The organism is Pseudarthrobacter sp. LMD1-1-1.1, assembly GCF_040676255.1.
Taxonomy (GTDB): domain Bacteria; phylum Actinomycetota; class Actinomycetes; order Actinomycetales; family Micrococcaceae; genus Arthrobacter.
This window is the reverse complement of record NZ_JBEGHP010000022.1, coordinates 259,353-277,262: the sequence shown is the minus strand read 5'-3', so window position 1 is coordinate 277,262 and position 17,910 is coordinate 259,353. Positions and strand designations below refer to the sequence as shown.

Genomic DNA, 17,910 nt, shown 5'->3' with positions numbered 1-17,910 from the left:
ACTTGGTTCAGCGTAGGAAGGCATCCCGGTGTCCGCAACGGAATGGGAAGAGATTCCGCTCTGCGCAATCTAGGCCCTAATGTTTGCTGCTCTCAGGAGGCCCTTTTCCGTCATCGATGCCGCCTCCTGGAGCGCCTGCACGTGATCGGCAACCATCGATTTCTGGAATCGTGCGGTGGGGATGGCCGTCGTGTAGGCCGCGATGGGCTTGCCCGTCGAGTCCCTGACGCATACGCCAAGGCCGCTGACGCCCTGCTCCGTTTCCTCAAAATTTGTTGCATAGCCTGCCTTGCGCACTGCTGCCAGCTGGCGCTTGAGGGCTGGCAGGGCGTGAATCCTGGCGGTGGGCCAGGGGGTCAGGCCACCCCGGTAGATCTTCTCGAGCTCAATATTTCCGAGTTCGGCCAGGATTGCCTTGCCGCCTGCTGAGCAGTAGGCCGGCATGAGATCGCCCATCCTGGCTTTGACGTGAAGGGCCGCCTCGGACTCGATGCCATCAATGAAGCGGATGTGAGGCCCCGTCAGAACCATGAGCTGAACGGTGTCGTTGATATCGGCATAAAGCTTCTGCAGGGCCGGCCGGCCGACCTGCCGCAACTGGTTGACCGAGAAATTGGCCTCGCCATGAGGGGTCAACTGCGGACCTGCACGGTACCGCCGCTCCCGGTCCTGGACGGCAAAGTCCCGCGCGACCAGCGCACCCAGAAGCCGGTGCGCCGTGGATGGGGCGACACCTAGTCGTTCTCCGGCGGCCTTGACGCTGATGGATTCACCCCCGCGCAGGAGCATCAGCAGTTGAAGTGCGCGGTCAACGGATTCGAGCCTGGAGGGGCTTTCGGAATTTTGCATAGGAGAATACTGACACTCGACTTAGCGCTTGACTAGCACGCAAACTCGCCCCGGCTATTACTACAATGCTGCAAATGCCTGGCGCCACGCTTGCGGCCCATAATTCTGCTGATCGAAATCTCTGACATTCTTGTGGAATCTCTCCTACGCGCGTGACTACGCTCACTGCATACCCCCATCTTTAGGCACCAAGGAAGAAGATATGGACGTCTTGACCCAAATCCGCCAGTCGCGGATGACCCGTTTCCAGGTGATGGCAGTTGCGATTGCCTTGACCCTGATCCTCATTGACGGATTCGACGTGGCCGTGATGGCCTACGCCGCGCCCAGCCTGTCGAAAGCGTGGGGGCTGGACCCCGTGACGCTTGGCTTCCTCCTCAGCGCCAGCCTGTTCGGGATGGCCGCCGGCTCCATCTTCCTGACTCCGCTCGCGGACAAGATCGGCCGCCGGAAACTGGCGCTGATCTCGCTGGTCATTATCAGCATCGGCATGGTGCTCTCCATCTTCGCCGGTGACCCCATCCAACTGATGGCGTTCCGGATCATCACCGGCCTTGGCGTAGGCGGCATGATGGCCAACCTGAACGTGCTCGTCTCTGAATACTCCTCGGACAAGCGCCGCGGCACCATCATCGGCATTTACGCGGCCGGCTACCCGATCGGCGCCACCGTGGGCGGTCTCGTGGCAGGTCCCATGATCCCCGTTTTTGGCTGGCACTCGGTCTTTATTGTCGGCGCGGCACTGACGGTTATGATGCTCCTCACTTCCTGGCGTTTCCTGCCGGAATCCCTTGACTACCTCCTCGTCCGCCGCCCGGGGAACGCGCTGCTGAAGGTCAACGGCATCCTCGCCAAGATCGGCCGGCCGGCTTTGGCAGCGCTGCCCGCTCTCCCGGCAGCCGTCCGGGAGCAGGGAGCCGTGGCAGAGATTCTGAGCCGTCCCACGCGCTTCCGCACACTGGCACTCTGGATCGGCTATGCCTGCCTGGTGGCGGCCTACTACTTCGCCAACACCTGGACCCCGAAGATCGTTGCGGCAGCCTCGGGAAGTGACTCCCTCGGCGTGACTATCGGCGTAATCGCCAACGCCGGCGGCATCCTGGGCTGCTTCATCTTCAGCGGCCTTGCCATCAAGTACCGTAGCCGCCGCCTGCTCGTCTGGGCACTTGGCCTGGCCGCGGCCGCATACCTGCTCTTCGGTCTGGTCTTCACCCAAATCAGCGTCGCCGTCGTCGTCGCCCTCTTCTTGGGCATCCTCACCACCGCGGGGATCGCAGGCTTTTACGCCGTAGCACCTGAGGTATATACCGCCAAAGCACGGGCCACCGGCATCGGCTGGATGATCGGCCTGGGTCGCCTGGTATCCATCATTGCCCCCATCCTCGTGGGCTACCTGATCTCAGGCGGCTGGCAGCCGGAACGGATCTTTTTCCTCTTCGCCATCCCGCTCGCGGCCTCCGCCCTGTGCATTGTGTCGCTGGGCGTATCACTGAAGCGGACACAGCCTCCGGCAGTCGCGGACACCACCCTGGCCCCCAGCACACCTGCCGCCTAAGCGGAACCCACACTCTCCTCGTCAAGACTCAGAAGGAAAACGAATGCGTTCAGTTGAAACCGGCACCCTCCTGCGGGCCGCCCCCCAGCGCGAGGAATGGTCCGCATCCCGGATGGGACGCTTCCTGGCCGACGTCGAGCGGAAGACAGGGCGGACTTTCGCCTCCTATGAGGATGCCTGGCAGTGGTCCGTGGACAACCTCGAAGAATTCTGGGCCGAAGTTTGGGACCACTTCGAAATCATCTCCCATACGCCGTACGAGGCAGTTTTGGGCGACCGCAGGATGCCGGGTGCGGATTGGTTCCCAGGTGCCACCATTAACTACACCGAACACATTGTCCGCGCGGTCCGGGGCCGCCAGGACGACGTCATGGTCAAGGCCCGGAGCCAGACCGCCAGCAGTTCCGATTGGACGGGCAGACGGCTCCTGGCGGAGGTCGGACGCATCCAACAGGGCCTGATTCGGCAAGGCATCGTGACAGGGGACCGCGTGGCCGGATACTTGCCCAACATCCCGCAGACCCTGGCCGCCTACCTGGCCACAACCGCCCTCGGCGCCATCTGGTGCTCCGTTCCGCCCGAAATGGGCCCCAAATCAGTGGTGGACCGCATCAGCCAGCTTGAACCGAAACTGATCATAGCTATCGACGGCTACCGCTGGGGCAAGAAAGACCTGTCGCGGGCGGACGACCTGCTGCGGGTCCGGATGGAGCTGCCGGACACCCAGGTGGTGCTGCTGCCATACCTGGATCCGGACTGCGCACTTCCGGCCAATACCATTGCCTACGCTGACTTCACCCGTGAGAACGCCGACGTCCGCTTCGAGGCCGTGCCGTTTTCCCACCCGCTGACCGTCCTGTTCTCCTCCGGAACCACGGGCAAGCCCAAGGCCATCGTGCACTCGCACGGCGGCCTCCTGCTGGAGCATTTCAAGGCCATGGGGCTGCACTTTGACATGGGCCCCAAGGACACCGCGTTCTGGTTCACCACCACGGGCTGGATGGTGTGGACTCTCGGAATCTCCACCCTGCTGACCGGCGCCGCCGTCGTCCTCATGGACGGGGATCCCAACTGGCCCTCGCTCGATGGCGAATGGTCCCAGTGGGCCGTGCTGGCTGAAACCGAGGCCACGTACCTCGGTACGGGGTCCGCCTACCTCGCGGCCTGCGCCCACGCCGGGCTCACGCCCGGCAAGACCTGGGACCTCAGCCGTCTCCGCGAGATCCAGTGCTCCGGCTCGCCGCTCGCAGCGGACGTTGCGGGGTGGGTGTATGACGACGTCAGCCCGGACCTTGTGCTTGCCCCCACCTCCGGGGGTACTGATATCTGCGCCGCGTTCCTGGGCGCCAGCCCACTGACCGGTGTCTACGCCGGCGAAATGTCCTGCCGGCCACTCGGCGTGGCTGTGGAATCCTGGGACCGGGACGGACAGCCGTTGCACGGCACGGCGGGCGAGCTCGTGGCCACCAAACCCATGCCATCCATGCCGGTGTTCTTCTGGGGGGACAAGGATAACGAACGGTACACCGACAGCTATTTCAGCGCGTACCCGGGGGTCTGGCGACACGGCGACTGGCTCATCGAGACCGAACGTGGCACGTGGGTGATTTCCGGCAGGTCCGACGCCACCCTCAACCGGGGCGGCGTGCGCTTGGGCACGGCAGAGTTCTACGCAGTGCTCGATGGCCTGCCACAGGTCAACGACAGCATGGTGCTGCACTTTGAGGATCCCGCCGGGGGAATGGGCCGTCTCGCGCTGCTCGTTGAAGCCCAGGAAGGTGCCGATACGGCACAACTGGAGTCCGCTGTCCGCCGTGCCCTGCGGACGGAACTGTCGCCCCGCCACGTTCCCGACGACGTCGTCTTCGTCCCCAGCATCCCACGCAACCCCTCAGGAAAGCGGCTCGAAATCCCACTCAAGCGCGTCATCCAGGGCGCCGTGCTGGGCGATGCCCTGGACCCAGGCGTGCTGGTGAAGCCCGATGATGTCGGCGAGACAGTACGGCTCATCAAGGAAGCATTCGCCGCATGACTACCACCAGAAACGCAAATCCCATGAATATTTCCGACCTCGTCGCCATCGACATGCACGTCCATATCGAAGCCGACGGCCACGGTCACACCGACATGCCTGAGCACTTCCGCGAAGCCGCCCGCAAGCACTTCGGCACCTCACACGAACCACTGAACGTCGACAGCGTGGCCGCGCATTACCGCGAACGCAACATGGCCGCCGTCGTCTTCACCGTAGACCACGAATCACAGACCGGGCACCCACCCATCTCCAACCGTGAGATCGCCCGCCAGGCCGCAGCGCACCCGGACGTCCTCATTCCCTTCGCCAGCATCAACCCAGCCCGCGGGGAAAACGGCGTCCGGGAAGCGAAAATCCTCGTTGAGGAATATGGAGTCAAAGGCTTCAAATTCCACCCCAACCTGCAAGGATTCTTCCCGAACGATCAAGTGGCCTACCCCCTGTACGAGGCCATCCAGGAACTCGGGGTTCCCGCGCTGTTCCACACGGGACAGAGCGGAATCGGGTCCGGAATGCCGGGCTCGGGCGGAATCCGGTTGAAATACTCCAACCCGATTGTGCTCGATGACGTGGCCGTGGATTTCCCGGACCTGAAGATCATCATGGCCCACCCGTCGTTTCCCTGGCAGGACGAGGCACTGGCCGTCGCGGCGCGGCACACCAACGTTTACATCGACCTTTCGGGATGGTCCCCGAAATACTTCCCGCCGCAGCTGGTGCAGTACGCCAACTCACTCCTGCGGACCAAAGTGCTGTTCGGCTCCGACTACCCGATGATCCCACCGGACCGCTGGATCGCCGATTTTGAGAAACTGGCCATCAAGCCCGAAGTCAGGCCGCTGATCATGCGCGAGAACGCCATCCGGCTGCTTGGCCTCGCCGGAGCCTGAGCCTGCCCCAACTACCGACGAGGAAAAAGCCATGTCACAACGCGTACTTATCACTGCCGGAGCCAACGGGATCGGCCTGGCCACCGCCAAGGCCTTCACTGCCGCCGGCGCCCAGGTCCACATCGCCGACATCGACGACGACGCCGTCAAGGCCGTCACCGGCGAATTCGAGAACATCACCGGATCCGTCACAGACGTCAGCAATCCTGACGCCGTCGCCTCCCTTTTCGCTAATATCGTCAATGAACTAGGCGGCCTGGACGTCCTGGTCAACAACGCCGGCATCGCCGGCCCCACCGCCCCGGTAGAGGAATACGACGCCGCCGCGTTCGCCGCCGTCGTCGGCGTGAACCTTCAGGGGACATTCAACGTGACCCAGCAGGCCATCCCGCTGCTAAAGAACTCCGATGCTGCGTCCATCATCACCATGTCCTCCCTGGCCGGACGCTTCGGGTACCCCAACCGGGTTGCCTACTCCACCACGAAGTGGGGCCTGGTCGGCTTCGCCAAAACCCTCGCCATGGAGCTTGGCCCGTTCGGCATCACCTCGAACACCATCCATCCCGGCGCCGTGGACGGCCCCCGCATCATGAGCGTCTTCGAAGGCCGCGCTTCCGTCTCCGGCCGCACCGTCCAGGAAGAAATCGACTCCGCCATGGCCAACCAGTCCGTGAAGAAGTTCATCAACCCGGACGACATCGCCGCCCTGATCCTGTTCCTCGCAGGCCCGCACGCCCGCACCATCTCCGGCCAGATGTTCCCCATCGATGCCGACTCCAAGGCAGCCGTCTAAGCACTGCCCTGATCCACCGCAGACGCTCCAGCCACGGACACATACACCCGAAACTCCAAGCCCTCCCGCCGGGCGGCCGGCTGTTGGTATGGACGAGGGCGTGCTCACGGTGGGCTTGTGGTTTTGGGCCATCAAGTTGTTTCACCGAGGGTTGCCTCTGCCTTTGGACGGCTCCGGATTCCGCATGTTTGCGCGGCTCGTCAGTAGTTGCAAGGCCTGGAATGCGGTACGAGTCCCACTTCGGGCACAGTGTTTCCGCAGGTCAGGTTCTTTTGGTCTTTCTTACTGTTGACAAAGCTTGACTGAAAAACGTTCTGTGTATCTTGGTACGGCGCCCAGGATGAGTGCTTGGAGAAGGCTGCAACAGTGGTAGTGCACTCATGAGTGTTCCGCGAGGGTGATGCCCTGCGAAATCTATCAACCCTTGCCTCGGTGGTTCCAGTGTTGGAGCTGGCACCGATCTGAGGCCCCAGTTGGAGGCGTTGTCACGCTCAAGCTGGACCTAGTCGACGCGAAATCGCTCTGGATTTGACCGCCATCCGGTCTGTTAGGTGCGATGATCCATGTGGGGCTGCCGGTGGAGCGAAGCTGACCAGGCTGTCGGCTTGCAAAGCTCTGCCGCGCATCAGGCCCGGCGGCGAGACTGCGGGTGTTGTTGAGCGGTTGCTCGTTTGCGGGTCGCCGCTGGCGGTGGAACTAGGTCATGGCAGCGCGTGGCGCGCAGGCGCTGGTGATGAGGCGCCGGGCCAGCTCGACGGCGCGTTTTCCGTACGTGCCACCGTCAAGGACGGACGCGGTGGCGTAGGCCCCATTGAGGACGATGAGGAGTTCTTCGGCGAGCTGGTCGGGTTCGTCGGCGCCGGCCTCAGCCGCCAAGGAGTAGAACCAGTCTCGGATTTGTTGTTTGTGGGTAACGGCTGCCTGGTGTGCCGGGTGATGGCCTTCTGGAAACTCAGTGTTGGTATTCAGCATGGGGCATCCCCGGTAGGTGCTGCGGGCGCAGTCCGTGGCGAGTACTTCGAAAATGGCGATGAGCTTGTCCCGTGGGTCCGCGTGTTCCCCGGCGGTGTTGCGCATGCGCTCGAACCAGGCGTCTGCGCGGCCTTCCACGTAGGCCGTGGCGAGGGCATCCTTGGTGGGGAATTGACGGTAAACGGTGGCGTTGCCAACGCCGCACTCCTTGATGACCGTATCCATCCCCACTGCCCTGATACCCCGCGTGTAGAACAGGCGCGTGGCCACCTCAAGAATATTGCGGCGGTTTTCCTCACCCGTTCTGCGCATCGCATACTCCTTCAATTCCTACGTTGCCTGATCCTAGTTTGACAGACGGAACGATCCGTCACAAACTTGAGAACGATCCGTCACGTAGGGTCTTGTGCCCTGAACCTGAAAACACCGGGAGAACATCATGAAGACAGCAGTCCTTGGAACCGGAATGGTCGGCCGCACCATCGCGGCACGGTTGGCCGAGCTGGGCCACTCAGTCACCGTAGGCACCCGCGATGCCGAAGCTACGCTGGCCCGCGTTGACGCGGACGCCATGGGCACCCCGCCCTTCGCCACTTGGGCTGCAGAAAACCCGGGCATCAATGTCGCGAGGTTCGCTGACGCCGCCCTGGGGGCGGAACTCATCGTCAACGCCACCAACGGCGGCGCATCCCTCGAAGTGCTGGGCGCGGCAGGGGAGGAAAACCTCGAAGGCAAGATCATTCTCGACATCGCCAACCCACTCGACTTCAGCAACGGCATGCCCCCAACCCTGTTCGTCAAAGACACCGACTCCCTGGGCGAGCAGATCCAGCGCGCCTTCCCCGGAGCCCGCGTAGTGAAGTCCCTCAACACGATGAACGCCGACCTGATGGCCCGCCCGGGACAGCTCTCCGATCCCGGCACGGTCTTCGTTTCCGGCAATGATGCCGAGGCCAAGACCATCGTCAGCGGCCTGTTGAAGGACTTTGGCCACCAGGATGTCATCGACCTCGGCGACATCACCACAGCCCGCGGAACCGAAATGCTCCTGCCCGTCTGGCTCCGCCTCTGGGGCGCCCTCGGAACACCGGCATTCAACTTCAAAATCGTCCGCTGACCGGCAACACCGTCGCGCCCCGTCATACGGGCTGCTGACCACTCTCCTGCACCGACGAAAGGCACCGTCACCAAGAAAGCCGCCTCGACATCGAAAACCACTACTGCCAACTCGCAGGAATGGAGAACAAGTCGGCCCCGCTGCTGCAGGGCTACATCGACAAAGGGCGGATGGGCGTCAAGAGCGGCCGCGGGTTCTACAGCGACTACGCCGATCCGGCCACCGGCGAAATCCTTGAAGGTGCGGCCAGCGGTGAGCTCCTGGTGGGCGGCCCGGGCGTGTTTGCCGGCTACTTCCGGGATCCCGCAGCCACAGCAGCCGTCCTGGCCGGCGGCTGGCTGCACTCCGGCGACCTCGTGGAACGGGACGCCGAGGGCTACATCAGGGTAGTGGACAGGCTCAAGGACATCTACATCTCCGGCGGCGAGAACGTGGCGCCGTCCGAAGTCGAGGCCGTCCTCCTGGGCCATCCCGCAGTTGGGCAGGCAGCCGTGGTGGGTGTGGAGGACCCCCGCTGGGGCGAAAGCGGCCTGGCCTTCGTGGTGGTCCGCCCCGGCATGGTCACGGACGAACAGGAACTGCTGGAGCACTGCAGATCACGGCTGGCCCGGTTCAAAGTCCCGGCACGGATCGAGATGGTGTCAGGCCCGCCACGGACGGCGCTGAACAAGGTTCTCCGCGCCAAGCTGCGCCAGGAGTTGTCCGGACGTCCCGCTCCCGGACACGAACCCGCGGCGGGAGGCCGGCCATGAGCGCGGCACCGCGCACCGCCAGGGGAAACCGCACCCGGGCCAAGCTGCTGGAAGCAGCCGAAGCGGTGTTCGCATCGGTGGGCTATCACGACGCCTCGATCGTGAAGATCACCGAGGCGGCCGGCGTCGGGCTCGGGACCTTCTACCTGTACTTCGACGGCAAGCAGACCATCTTCGATGAAGTGGTGGAGGACCTCAACCGCCGGGTCCGCCACGCCATGACCGACGCGGCACGAAATGCCCCCAACCGCATGGAAGCGGAACGGGCAGGTTTCCGCGCGTTCTTCCGCTTCACCGCCCAGCACCCGGCACTGTACCGGATCATCCGGCAGGCCGAGTTTGTTTCCCCGGGGGCTTTGCGGCTGCATTACACCCGGATCGTGAACGGCTACATCGAAGGGCTGAAGGCGGCGCAGTCCAGCGGGGAAGTCAGGGACATGGAGCCCACCGTCGCAGCGTGGGCCCTGATGGGCATCGGCGAACTAATCGGCATGCGCTGGGTCCTGTGGGACGAGGAAGGCGCACCGCCGGTCGAGGGAGCAAGACCCGAGGTACCCGAAGCAGTATTTGAAGAAATGATGCAGTTCATCGAGCGGGGCCTTGCTCCTGACTCTGCCACCACGACCACCCCGCCCAGGAAGGGACGTTGCCATGACCCAGACAGCCAGCCAGGAAACCCACCGCACGACGAAAGTGGCGGTGCGCGGCGGAACACTCCACACTGCCATCTGGGGCCCGGATGATCCTGCCGCTCCAACTGTCCTTGCGGTCCATGGTGTCACCGCTTCCCACAAGTCCTGGGCCTATCTCGCCGAAGCCCTGCCCGACGTCCGGATCATCGCTCCGGACCTGCGCGGGCGCGGGCGCAGTAACCAGTTGCCCGGACCATACGGAATGACCACGCACGCACATGACCTGGCGGCCGTCCTCGAGGACCTGGCGGATGGGCCCTTGGTCGTGGTGGGGCACTCCATGGGCGGCTTCGCATCGCTTGTCCTTGCGGACCTGTTCCCGGAACGCGTCCGTTCGCTGGTACTGGTGGACGGGGGCCTGCCCCTGCGGGTTCCGGCCGGCCTTTCGGACGAAGAAGTCATCTCCTCGGTCCTGGGTCCTGCTGCCGAGCGGCTCAATGCCACCTTCCCAAGCCGCGAGGTTTACCGTTCCTTCTGGAGGCAGCACCCCGCCTTCAGCGCCGACTGGGGTCCGCTCGTGGATGCATATGTGGACTACGACCTCACCGGCGAAGAACCGGAACTTCGGCCCGCCACGCGGTACGAGGCGATGGCGGAAGATACGGCGGACCTGCACCGCGGTGCTTCGCTGTTGGCGGCACTGGACCGCCTGACGGTAAACACCGATGTCCTCCGGGCGCCCCGGGGACTGCTGAACGAACCGACGGCCCTCTATGCCCCCGGATACCTGGAGTCGTGGGCAGCGAAGCTTCCCGCGCTGCGAGTCACGCAGGTGCCGGACGTCAACCACTACACCATCATCATGGGCCAGACGGGCGCTGCTGCTGTTGCCGAGAGTGTCCGCGCCGCCCTGGCCGGAATGTGAGCGGCGCCAGCACGTGAAAAGGTCAATGGCCGGGAGTTCTGACTGCCGTCTCTCCGAGCGATTTTCGAGCGCCGATAATGGTGATTCCGTAAAGGCGGCTTTGCGCCTCGACGAGCCTTCGCCCCCTGCTCGACTGCGCGGACTTACTCCGCGGTGGCGACCCCGAGGTCCGCGGCGTGGCCGCTGATGGTGCGGGCGAGGTCGATGTCGCGGCTGGTGATCCCGCCGACGTCGTGGCTCGAGAGCGTGACGCCTACCTGGGGGTAGGTGAGGGTGAGATCGGGGTGGTGGTTGGCCTTCTCGGCGGAGGCGCCGATGCGGTTCACGAGTTCGAGCCCGGTGGAGAACTTCCGGGTCTTGAAGGTGGCGGTGAGGGCTTCGCCGGTCAGGTGCCAGCCCGTGAGTCCTGCTTCGGTGAGTTCGGCGGCGGACAGCTTCCGTTGGGGATCAGTCATAGTGCCATCATGGCTCCGGAGGGTTGCCGTGGGCTACCCCAGGAGGCACTACGTCTCCTTGGGTGACCGCCGTCACCGGCGATGGCCGTTGAAACTCGGCACTTGGTGGGGATGACGCCGTCGCACCGGGGCGGTTGGGGGAAGGTTCAGTCACGATGCCAGGCGCGTCCTTCTCTGAGCCCCTAGACACTATTTAAGGGCCCTACAGCGTATCTTCCGTCAATTGGCAGTGAGAGTTGGGCTGATGGCGGTGCCGTCGGGGTGGAATCGTTGGCTGGCACAGTTATCGGCTACTGGGCGGCGGTGGTAAGCGTATGAATTCGCACTGAGGGGATGGAATGTGGTTCGAGTTCCACCTCGGGCAAATTGTTTCCGCAGGACAAGGGCCTGTCGTCTTGCGCCACGCCTCCAAGCATCTCTTACGCAGACCGTTGTTGCGTTTGAGCCGCATCCGGTTCCGGGTGCATTAAAGCGTCGCCTCGAGTACACGCAGAAAAATTAGGACACTCGGGCGCGAGGCGGGGTAAGTATTCCGCAACTTATCTTTTCTTCAGCTGCGCTCCCGCGGGGTGCTGGACTTCAACGTTTCCGCCAAGATGCGTCTGTGCGGCGGTCTCGCAGCCTTTAGTGTGCCCCTCGCTCAAGATCTGATAGTTCAGATTCCAGTTGCTGGGTCAGGGTCCGAAGGCGGCGGATGTGCTCTTGGGAGACGCGTCCGGGTTGGGTTGTGACTTGTGCGTCGACGTCGAAGACTGTGTTGGGGCTGTGCCAGACGTTGAACCATTCCAGACCATGGCCCAGGGCGTCGCGGGTAACGCCCTGGAGCAGGAGCAGCGGTTCGCGCGTGTTGATGTTGAGCTTCCCGGCCAGGTCGGGATCCGATGAGACTGCCTGTACTTGGCGGGGTCCGCCGGCGGGGTGGTAGCCGTGGTCCCGCATCAGGTTCAGGAGTGAGGCGTTTTCCAGCAGTTCTGCGGTGAAGTGCGGGAAGAAGTCGCGAGGGACCCAGGTTCGCATGAAGGCCACGGGAAGGTCGTCGAGATAGCGAACCCGCTCGATCTTCCAGGTATTCGAGGTGTTGAGGGCCTCGACGCCGGCCTTGGGTGGCTCGGATGGTTCCACGCTGAGGACGTGAGTGCGCAAGCGCTGGCCGTGTGCTGCGGCTTGTTCGTCGAGGCCGCCGGCGCGCTGTACGTGCCGGCGAAGGACAGGTGTTGCAGCTACGACGCTGCCGCGGCCGCGCTGGCGACGAATCAGGCCCAGGTCGGCGAGGCCGGACAACGCTTGGCGCACGACGCTCCGAGAGACGCCGAACTGCCTCGTCAGCTCATCCTCGGTAGGGAGTGAAGATCCCGGGGAAAGTCCCATCTCTACGATTTGCCGGTGGAGGATGTCCCGGATTTGGGCGTGGAGAGGACCTCCGTCTTCCCGGTTCAGAGGGCTGGTGCGTCCCGCCTGCTCTGCCGATGTTACTGCTGGTTCCGAACTCACGTTGTCTCCTCTGCCCTGTTCAAATCTTAGCCCTCGCCTTCCTGCCCCTCGGCTGAACAACAATAAGCGGCCTTGACGTGACCCACACCACCGATTATTGTACGTATCAAAGGTACGTACAACTTCGGTTCCGGATCACAGAAGCTGCTCTGAACGCGAAGTCCCCAGTCACCTGCTTGAGCCCGCATCGGCGCGTGAGCGAAGTGAAAGTACCTGCAGGTGACAGTCGGATACGTAAGTTTCAAACCCCCACATTGGAGAGTTCCATGCGCGACCCGCGCTCGGTGCGTTGCACCTACTACCTAGAATCCGAAATTGACCCGGAAAAGGCCGCCGCGATCATGGCTGGCGAACAGTCCAGCGGCACCTTCCTGCCGGTGCCGGGCGAATCCGCCCGGATCCGGGAGCGGCACGCGGCCCGGATCTCGGATGTGCAGGAACTCGGCTTTTGCCGCCCCTCCCTGCCATCACGGGCGAACCCGGAAAAGGTCCGTGCAGCATTGGTCACTGTTGACTTCCCCATGGAGAACGTCGGCACCGACCTGGCAACGCTGCAGACAGCCATCGCAGGCAATCTTTTCGAACTCGGCGATCTTTACGCCTGCCGTCTTCAGGACATCCAGTTGCCGGAGGACTTCGTCGCCGCCCACCCCGGCCCGGCCTTCGGTATCGAGGGGACCCGCAAACTCATCAGCGACGTCCAGGGCGTCATGGTCGGCACCATCGTCAAGCCCAACGTCGGGCTTTCCGAAGCGGAATTCCGGCTGGTGGTCCGCGATCTGGCGATGGTGTCCATCGACCTGATCAAGGACGATGAACTCATGACTGACCCGGCCTATCTGCCGCTGGAACGCAGGGTCGCAGTCGCCACCGAAGAGATCCGGGCCGCCGAGCAGGTCACCGGCCACTCGACCATGTACGCATTCAACATCACCGGCGACCTTGCCGGTCTGCAGAAGCGCCACGACCTGGTCGTCGAGGCCGGCGGGCGCTGCGTGATGCTGAACATTCCCGTGATGGGGCTGCCCGCCCTGGCGATGCTGCGCAGCTTCGCCGAGGTTCCCATCCACGGGCACCGGGCCGGCCTCGCGGCCTCCATGAGGTCCAAGGCCCTGGGCATGGATTACCGGGTCTGGCAGCAGATGGCCCGCCTGGCCGGTGCCGACCACCTGCACGCTTCCGGGTTGGGCAGCAAGTTCTACGAACTCGACGAAGAAGTAGCCTCTAACATCCGCAGCCTCCTCGAACCGCTCGGCCAAACCATCGCACCGCTTCCCGTGTTGTCGTCCGGGCAGAACGTCACCACCCCGGGCCCCACCTTCGAAGCAGTAGGTTCCACCGACCTGATGATGCTCGCCGGAGGCGGCGTCGCCGCCCACCCGGACGGACCCGGAGCCGGAGTGCGCAGCCTCCGCCAGGCCTGGGAAGCAGCCGTAAACGGAGTACCCCTGCAGAGCGCAGCGGACAAACTCGCCCACACCGGGGACGAGGCTCTCCTGCACGCAGTCCAGACATTCGCGAAAGGTGCCTGACATGCCCGCTTTCGGTTTCGTCGCCGACGACCTCACCGGAGCCGCCGACGTCCTCGCCCAAGCCCACCGCTACGGGCTCGAAGCCGCGCTCGTCATCGGAGACGCCCCACTGCCCACGGACACCGACGTCGTCGGGTTCGCCGGGCCGGCCCGTTCCCTGTCCGGCACGGCCTTCGACAACCTGGTCACCCGTGACCTTGCAGGCATCGCCACGCTGAACCTGGAGGTCCTGCTCTACAAGGTCTGCTCCACCTTCGACAGTTCCACCACCATCGGGAGCATCGGCCGCGGCATCCAACTGCTCCGCGAGCAGTTCCCGCTGCACGGACCCATCCCGGTAGTCCCGGCCCAACCCGCTTTCGGCCGCTACACCGCCTTCAGCAACCACTACGCAACCTACGCCGGCAAGATCTACCGGCTGGACCGTCACCCGGTCATGTCCCGCCACCCTTCAACGCCCATGTCCGAAGCGGACCTGCGTCAGGTCCTGGCTGAACAGTTCGGCGACGACGAGGTACCGGGGGCCATCCATCTGCCGGCTTATGACGACGGAACCTTCAAGGACGCCTGGGCGGACCGGAGGCGGGAACCCGGGGCGCAGGCCTTCGTGGTCGACGCCGTCGGCGAACACCACATGGACGCCGTCGCAGAAGCACTCACCCGGGAAGAACACGGTCACGGTCCCTCGATCGTGGTCGGATCCGGGGGCATCATGGCTGCCCTGGCCAGGTCCGTCTCGGACCAGGCCGCACGCACCCCCGGCCCGCAGAAGCCCTCAGGACCGGTCCTGGCCGTCAGCGCCTCGGCCTCCAGCACCACAGCGGAGCAGATCAACGACGCAACCTCCAATGGCTGGGAGGACGTCCCGGTCCCTGCCGAGCTGCTGCAGCGCGACGACCCCGCATTGGTTGCGGCTCTGGATGAGCGGGTTTCCGCCGCGCTCCGGGCAGGGCGCAATGTCGTCGTTCACACCACCCGCGGCGCGGCAGACCCACGCTACGGAGCAAGCACACCAGTGGACGCCGGCTACGTCGGCACCTTGATCGGCGGCATCGCTGCCCGCATGGCCGATGCCGGGCTCACGCGGGACATCGCCGTCTGTGGCGGCGATACCTCCAGCCACGCACTCATCGCCATGGGCGTGCGCCAACTCCGGGTATCGGACCAGTTCGTCACCGCCGGCCCCATCCTCCGCGCCGATGGCGCTTCCGCCGTCGGCGGATGCCGGCTGCTGCTCAAAGGCGGACAGGTCGGACCCACCGACATCCTGCGCCGCTTCGCCGGACAGACCCCCAGCTGACACTCCACACAATCTCCTCCACGCATCACCAGAACCAACGAAAGGCGGCCCCCATGCGGGCAGTAGTCAAGAACGCAGCCGAACGAGGCGTCACATACGTCACCGACGCCGGCGACCCCAAGGCAACAGAAGGTTCCGTCGTCATCGAAGTCGGCGCAGCCTCCCTGTGCGGGACCGACCGTGAACTCTACGAATGGACACCCTCCGCCCAGGCCTTCAACCTCAACCTCCCGGTCACCCTCGGCCACGAAGGCGCCGGGACCATCGTTGAGGTCGGCCCCGGAGTCAGCGGACTGAAGGTGGGCGACCAGGTCGCCCTCGAAAGCCACCTGACCTGCGGCCAGTGCTTTCCCTGCCGCACCGGTGACGCCCACACCTGCGAACGCACCGGCATCCTCGGCATGCACATCGACGGCGTCTTCGCCGAATACGCCGCCGTCCCCCAGGACATCTGCGTCAAGCTCCCCGCCGGCCTGTCCCTCGAATCCGGTGCACTGCTCGAAGCCGCCGGAGTCGCCGTCCACGCCATCCAGCGCGCCAACTACTCCGTCGCCGGCCGGGCAGTACTCGTCAGCGGCGCAGGCCCCGTCGGCCTCGTCGTCGTGAACCTGGCACTGCTCATGGGCGCCTCCCACGTCATCGCCGTCGATCCCAACCCCTACCGTCGCGCACAAGCCGAAAAGCTCGGCGCGACCGCCCTGCACCCCAACGACGGCATCGTTGAGCGCTGCCGCGAACTCACCGGCCGCCGCGGCGGATTCGACGTTGCCTTCGAATGCTCCGGAGCCCCCGGCACCCTGACTACTCTCTTCGAAGCCGTCCGCCGCGAGGCCACCGTCATCACCGTCGGACACCCCAGCCGCCCGGCAGAGGTCGACATCGCCGCCTACATCAACAAAAAGGGCATCACCCTGCGCGGCATCTTCGGCCGCAGGCTCTGGGAAACCTGGGAACAGAGCCTGCTGCTGCTGGACTCAGGAAAGCTCGAGCTCGACTGGCTCATCACCCACCGCAAGAAGCTCAGCGAGATCGACGACGCAGTGGAACTGCTCACCGGCGACGCCTGCAAAGTCCTGCTCATCCCTGGCCTCGGCTAACCCCACAAGCAACGGAACTGACGGACCGAACCGCAGTTCCCAACCGCTCAGCTATTCAACAGGAGAAATCAATGTCGATTCCCATCAAGAAAGCTCTGGAGAAGGTCCCCGGCGGCATGATGCTGGTGCCCCTCGGCATCGGTGCCGTCATCCACACCCTGGCCCCGGACGCCGGTAAGTTCTTCGGATCCTTCACAGGAGCCTTCTTCACCGGCCTGGCGCCGCTGCTGGCCGTGTTCTTCGTCTGCCTCGGCGCCACACTCGAGGTCAAATCAACGCCCTACATCCTCAAAAAGGGCGGCGTGCTCCTCGGCTCCAAAATCCTCTTCGCGATCCTCATCGGCGTGATCGCCGGGCGCTTCCTCGGCGAGGCCCCCATCGACTCCGGAATCCTCGCCGGCCTGTCCACCCTCGCGTTGGTTGCTGCCCTGAACGACACCAACGGCGGGCTCTACATCTCCCTCATGGGCCAGTTCGGCCGCAAGCGCGACGCCGGCGCCTACTCCATCCTGTCCTTGGAATCGGGCCCCTTCCTGACCATGGTCACCCTTGGCATCGCCGGCCTGTCGGCCTTCCCCTGGCAGGCACTCGTCGGCGCCATCCTCCCGCTGGCACTGGGCATGCTCCTCGGGAACCTGGATAAAAATATGAGGAGCCTCCTGGCCCCACTGGTACCGGCCATGGTCCCGTTCCTGGGCCTGGCCCTCGGCCTGACCATCAACCTCAACGCAGTCGTTGAAGCAGGGCTGCTCGGCATCGCCCTCGGACTGTTCGTGGTCTTCGTCGGCGGAGCAGTGCTGCTCCTCGCCGACAAACTCACCGGTGGCGACGGCGTCGCCGGCCTCGCCGCAGCAACCACCGCCGGCAACGCAGCCCTCGTCCCCGCCATCATCGCAACAGCCAACCCTGTCTACGCCCCGGCCGCCGACCACGCCACCGTCCTCGTGGCAGCATCAGTCGTCGTCTCCGCTGTGCTCTGCCCGATCGTAACGTCAGCATGGGCAAAGCGACTTCAGAAAAGGGCCCGTCTCCAGGAGTCAGATGACAACTCCAGCGAACAGGAGGCACCAACTCCCAAGCACGCAGGTAGTACTCCGGAACTGACCTAGCAGTACTAAAGGACATGAGCGGGGCGTGCACAGAGCACGCCCCGCTTCCTTATATCCACATCTGTCCCTACTGAAGCTGGGCACCAGGCGGGAAACCATTAAGAAAGGAACAACAATGATTGCGGACGCACAAATGGCTGACCTGTCAACGGTGACGGTCGGAGCCCGCCCATTGAGCTATCACAACTGGGTCCACCTAAACCCCGGCGACCGAGTGATTGTGAAACGACACGGATTCGCACCCGAACAAGGCACCTTGGACGAAATCAGCGAGGACGCCAGCTACTTCTGGGTCTGGATCGACGGCCAAAGCCGAATCCTGATCTTCCACGGCGACGGATCAACCATCCACAAACAGCTTGGCTAGAGGTTCCCTTCGCATTCCTGGGTGAGTACCACGGCACGT

General features: G+C 64.2%; 17 protein-coding genes. 13 read left to right on the top strand and 4 right to left on the bottom strand.

What is annotated here, in order from left to right:
* Nucleotides 1-69: 69 nt before the first annotated feature.
* Entirely contained in the window at nt 70-849 is a 780-nt protein-coding gene (locus MRBLMD1_RS11850; protein ID WP_224025919.1) for an IclR family transcriptional regulator, read from the bottom strand.
* Nucleotides 850-1,051: 202 nt separating this feature from the next.
* Between MRBLMD1_RS11850 and MRBLMD1_RS11845 the strand changes: the two genes are divergently transcribed.
* From MRBLMD1_RS11845 to MRBLMD1_RS11830, 4 genes are read left to right on the top strand one after another with little or no spacing between them, the layout of a single operon-like run.
* Complete coding sequence (locus MRBLMD1_RS11845) at nt 1,052-2,404, top strand: MFS transporter (protein WP_364399701.1); 1,353 nt, start codon at nt 1,052-1,054, stop codon at nt 2,402-2,404.
* A gap of 43 nt (nt 2,405-2,447) precedes the next feature.
* Complete coding sequence (locus MRBLMD1_RS11840) at nt 2,448-4,436, top strand: acetoacetate--CoA ligase (RefSeq protein WP_364399698.1); 1,989 nt, start codon at nt 2,448-2,450, stop codon at nt 4,434-4,436.
* Nucleotides 4,433-5,329: an amidohydrolase family protein gene (locus MRBLMD1_RS11835; protein ID WP_364399695.1), complete on the top strand. Its 897-nt coding sequence runs from the start codon at nt 4,433-4,435 to the stop codon at nt 5,327-5,329. Before MRBLMD1_RS11840 ends, MRBLMD1_RS11835 begins: the two co-directional genes overlap by 4 nt.
* A gap of 31 nt (nt 5,330-5,360) precedes the next feature.
* Nucleotides 5,361-6,122 carry an SDR family oxidoreductase gene (locus MRBLMD1_RS11830; protein ID WP_364399692.1) on the top strand — a complete coding sequence of 254 codons (762 nt, stop codon included), beginning with the start codon at nt 5,361-5,363 and terminating at the stop codon, nt 6,120-6,122.
* A 696-nt stretch (nt 6,123-6,818) separates the two neighbouring features.
* Here MRBLMD1_RS11830 and MRBLMD1_RS11825 read toward each other — a convergent pair.
* Nucleotides 6,819-7,406: a TetR/AcrR family transcriptional regulator gene (locus MRBLMD1_RS11825; RefSeq protein WP_224025943.1), complete on the bottom strand. Its 588-nt coding sequence runs from the start codon at nt 7,404-7,406 to the stop codon at nt 6,819-6,821.
* A gap of 127 nt (nt 7,407-7,533) precedes the next feature.
* Here MRBLMD1_RS11825 and MRBLMD1_RS11820 point away from each other — a divergent pair, with 127 nt between their 5' ends.
* From MRBLMD1_RS11820 to MRBLMD1_RS11805, 4 genes are all read left to right on the top strand, one after another.
* A complete protein-coding gene (locus MRBLMD1_RS11820) occupies nt 7,534-8,211 on the top strand; it encodes an NADPH-dependent F420 reductase (RefSeq protein WP_364399689.1) in 678 nt (225 codons plus the stop codon).
* Nucleotides 8,212-8,330: 119 nt separating this feature from the next.
* Nucleotides 8,331-8,963, top strand: coding sequence for a class I adenylate-forming enzyme family protein (locus MRBLMD1_RS11815; protein WP_364399686.1), 633 nt, complete (start codon nt 8,331-8,333; stop codon nt 8,961-8,963).
* Nucleotides 8,960-9,706 carry a TetR/AcrR family transcriptional regulator gene (locus MRBLMD1_RS11810; RefSeq protein WP_364399683.1) on the top strand — a complete coding sequence of 249 codons (747 nt, stop codon included), beginning with the start codon at nt 8,960-8,962 and terminating at the stop codon, nt 9,704-9,706. Before MRBLMD1_RS11815 ends, MRBLMD1_RS11810 begins: the two co-directional genes overlap by 4 nt.
* Entirely contained in the window at nt 9,615-10,520 is a 906-nt protein-coding gene (locus tag MRBLMD1_RS11805; RefSeq protein ID WP_364399680.1) for an alpha/beta hydrolase, read from the top strand. Before MRBLMD1_RS11810 ends, MRBLMD1_RS11805 begins: the two co-directional genes overlap by 92 nt.
* Nucleotides 10,521-10,663: 143 nt before the next feature.
* On the opposite strand, the gene MRBLMD1_RS11800 is transcribed toward MRBLMD1_RS11805, so the two are convergent.
* Together MRBLMD1_RS11800 and MRBLMD1_RS11795 are read right to left on the bottom strand one after the other, a co-directional pair.
* Nucleotides 10,664-10,975 carry a 4a-hydroxytetrahydrobiopterin dehydratase gene (locus MRBLMD1_RS11800; RefSeq protein ID WP_364399677.1) on the bottom strand — a complete coding sequence of 104 codons (312 nt, stop codon included), beginning with the start codon at nt 10,973-10,975 and terminating at the stop codon, nt 10,664-10,666.
* A gap of 624 nt (nt 10,976-11,599) precedes the next feature.
* Nucleotides 11,600-12,466 carry a GntR family transcriptional regulator gene (locus tag MRBLMD1_RS11795; RefSeq protein ID WP_275179991.1) on the bottom strand — a complete coding sequence of 289 codons (867 nt, stop codon included), beginning with the start codon at nt 12,464-12,466 and terminating at the stop codon, nt 11,600-11,602.
* 266 nt (nt 12,467-12,732) lie between these two features.
* Between MRBLMD1_RS11795 and MRBLMD1_RS11790 the strand changes: the two genes are divergently transcribed.
* The 5 genes from MRBLMD1_RS11790 (at nt 12,733) to MRBLMD1_RS11770 (ending at nt 17,871) form a co-directional block, all read left to right on the top strand.
* The gene (locus MRBLMD1_RS11790; protein WP_364399674.1) at nt 12,733-13,998 is read left to right on the top strand and encodes a RuBisCO large subunit C-terminal-like domain-containing protein; all 1,266 of its coding nucleotides are present in this window, start codon (nt 12,733-12,735) and stop codon (nt 13,996-13,998) included.
* 1 nt (nt 13,999) lies between these two features.
* Entirely contained in the window at nt 14,000-15,298 is a 1,299-nt protein-coding gene (locus MRBLMD1_RS11785; RefSeq protein ID WP_364399671.1) for a four-carbon acid sugar kinase family protein, read from the top strand.
* A 53-nt stretch (nt 15,299-15,351) separates the two neighbouring features.
* Nucleotides 15,352-16,395 (top strand): zinc-dependent alcohol dehydrogenase, encoded by a 1,044-nt coding sequence (locus tag MRBLMD1_RS11780; RefSeq protein WP_364399668.1) that lies wholly within the window; start codon nt 15,352-15,354, stop codon nt 16,393-16,395.
* 71 nt (nt 16,396-16,466) lie between these two features.
* Nucleotides 16,467-17,504 carry a 2-keto-3-deoxygluconate permease gene (locus MRBLMD1_RS11775; protein ID WP_364399665.1) on the top strand — a complete coding sequence of 346 codons (1,038 nt, stop codon included), beginning with the start codon at nt 16,467-16,469 and terminating at the stop codon, nt 17,502-17,504.
* A gap of 115 nt (nt 17,505-17,619) precedes the next feature.
* Nucleotides 17,620-17,871, top strand: coding sequence for a hypothetical protein (locus tag MRBLMD1_RS11770; protein ID WP_364399662.1), 252 nt, complete (start codon nt 17,620-17,622; stop codon nt 17,869-17,871).
* Nucleotides 17,872-17,910 lie beyond the last annotated feature (39 nt).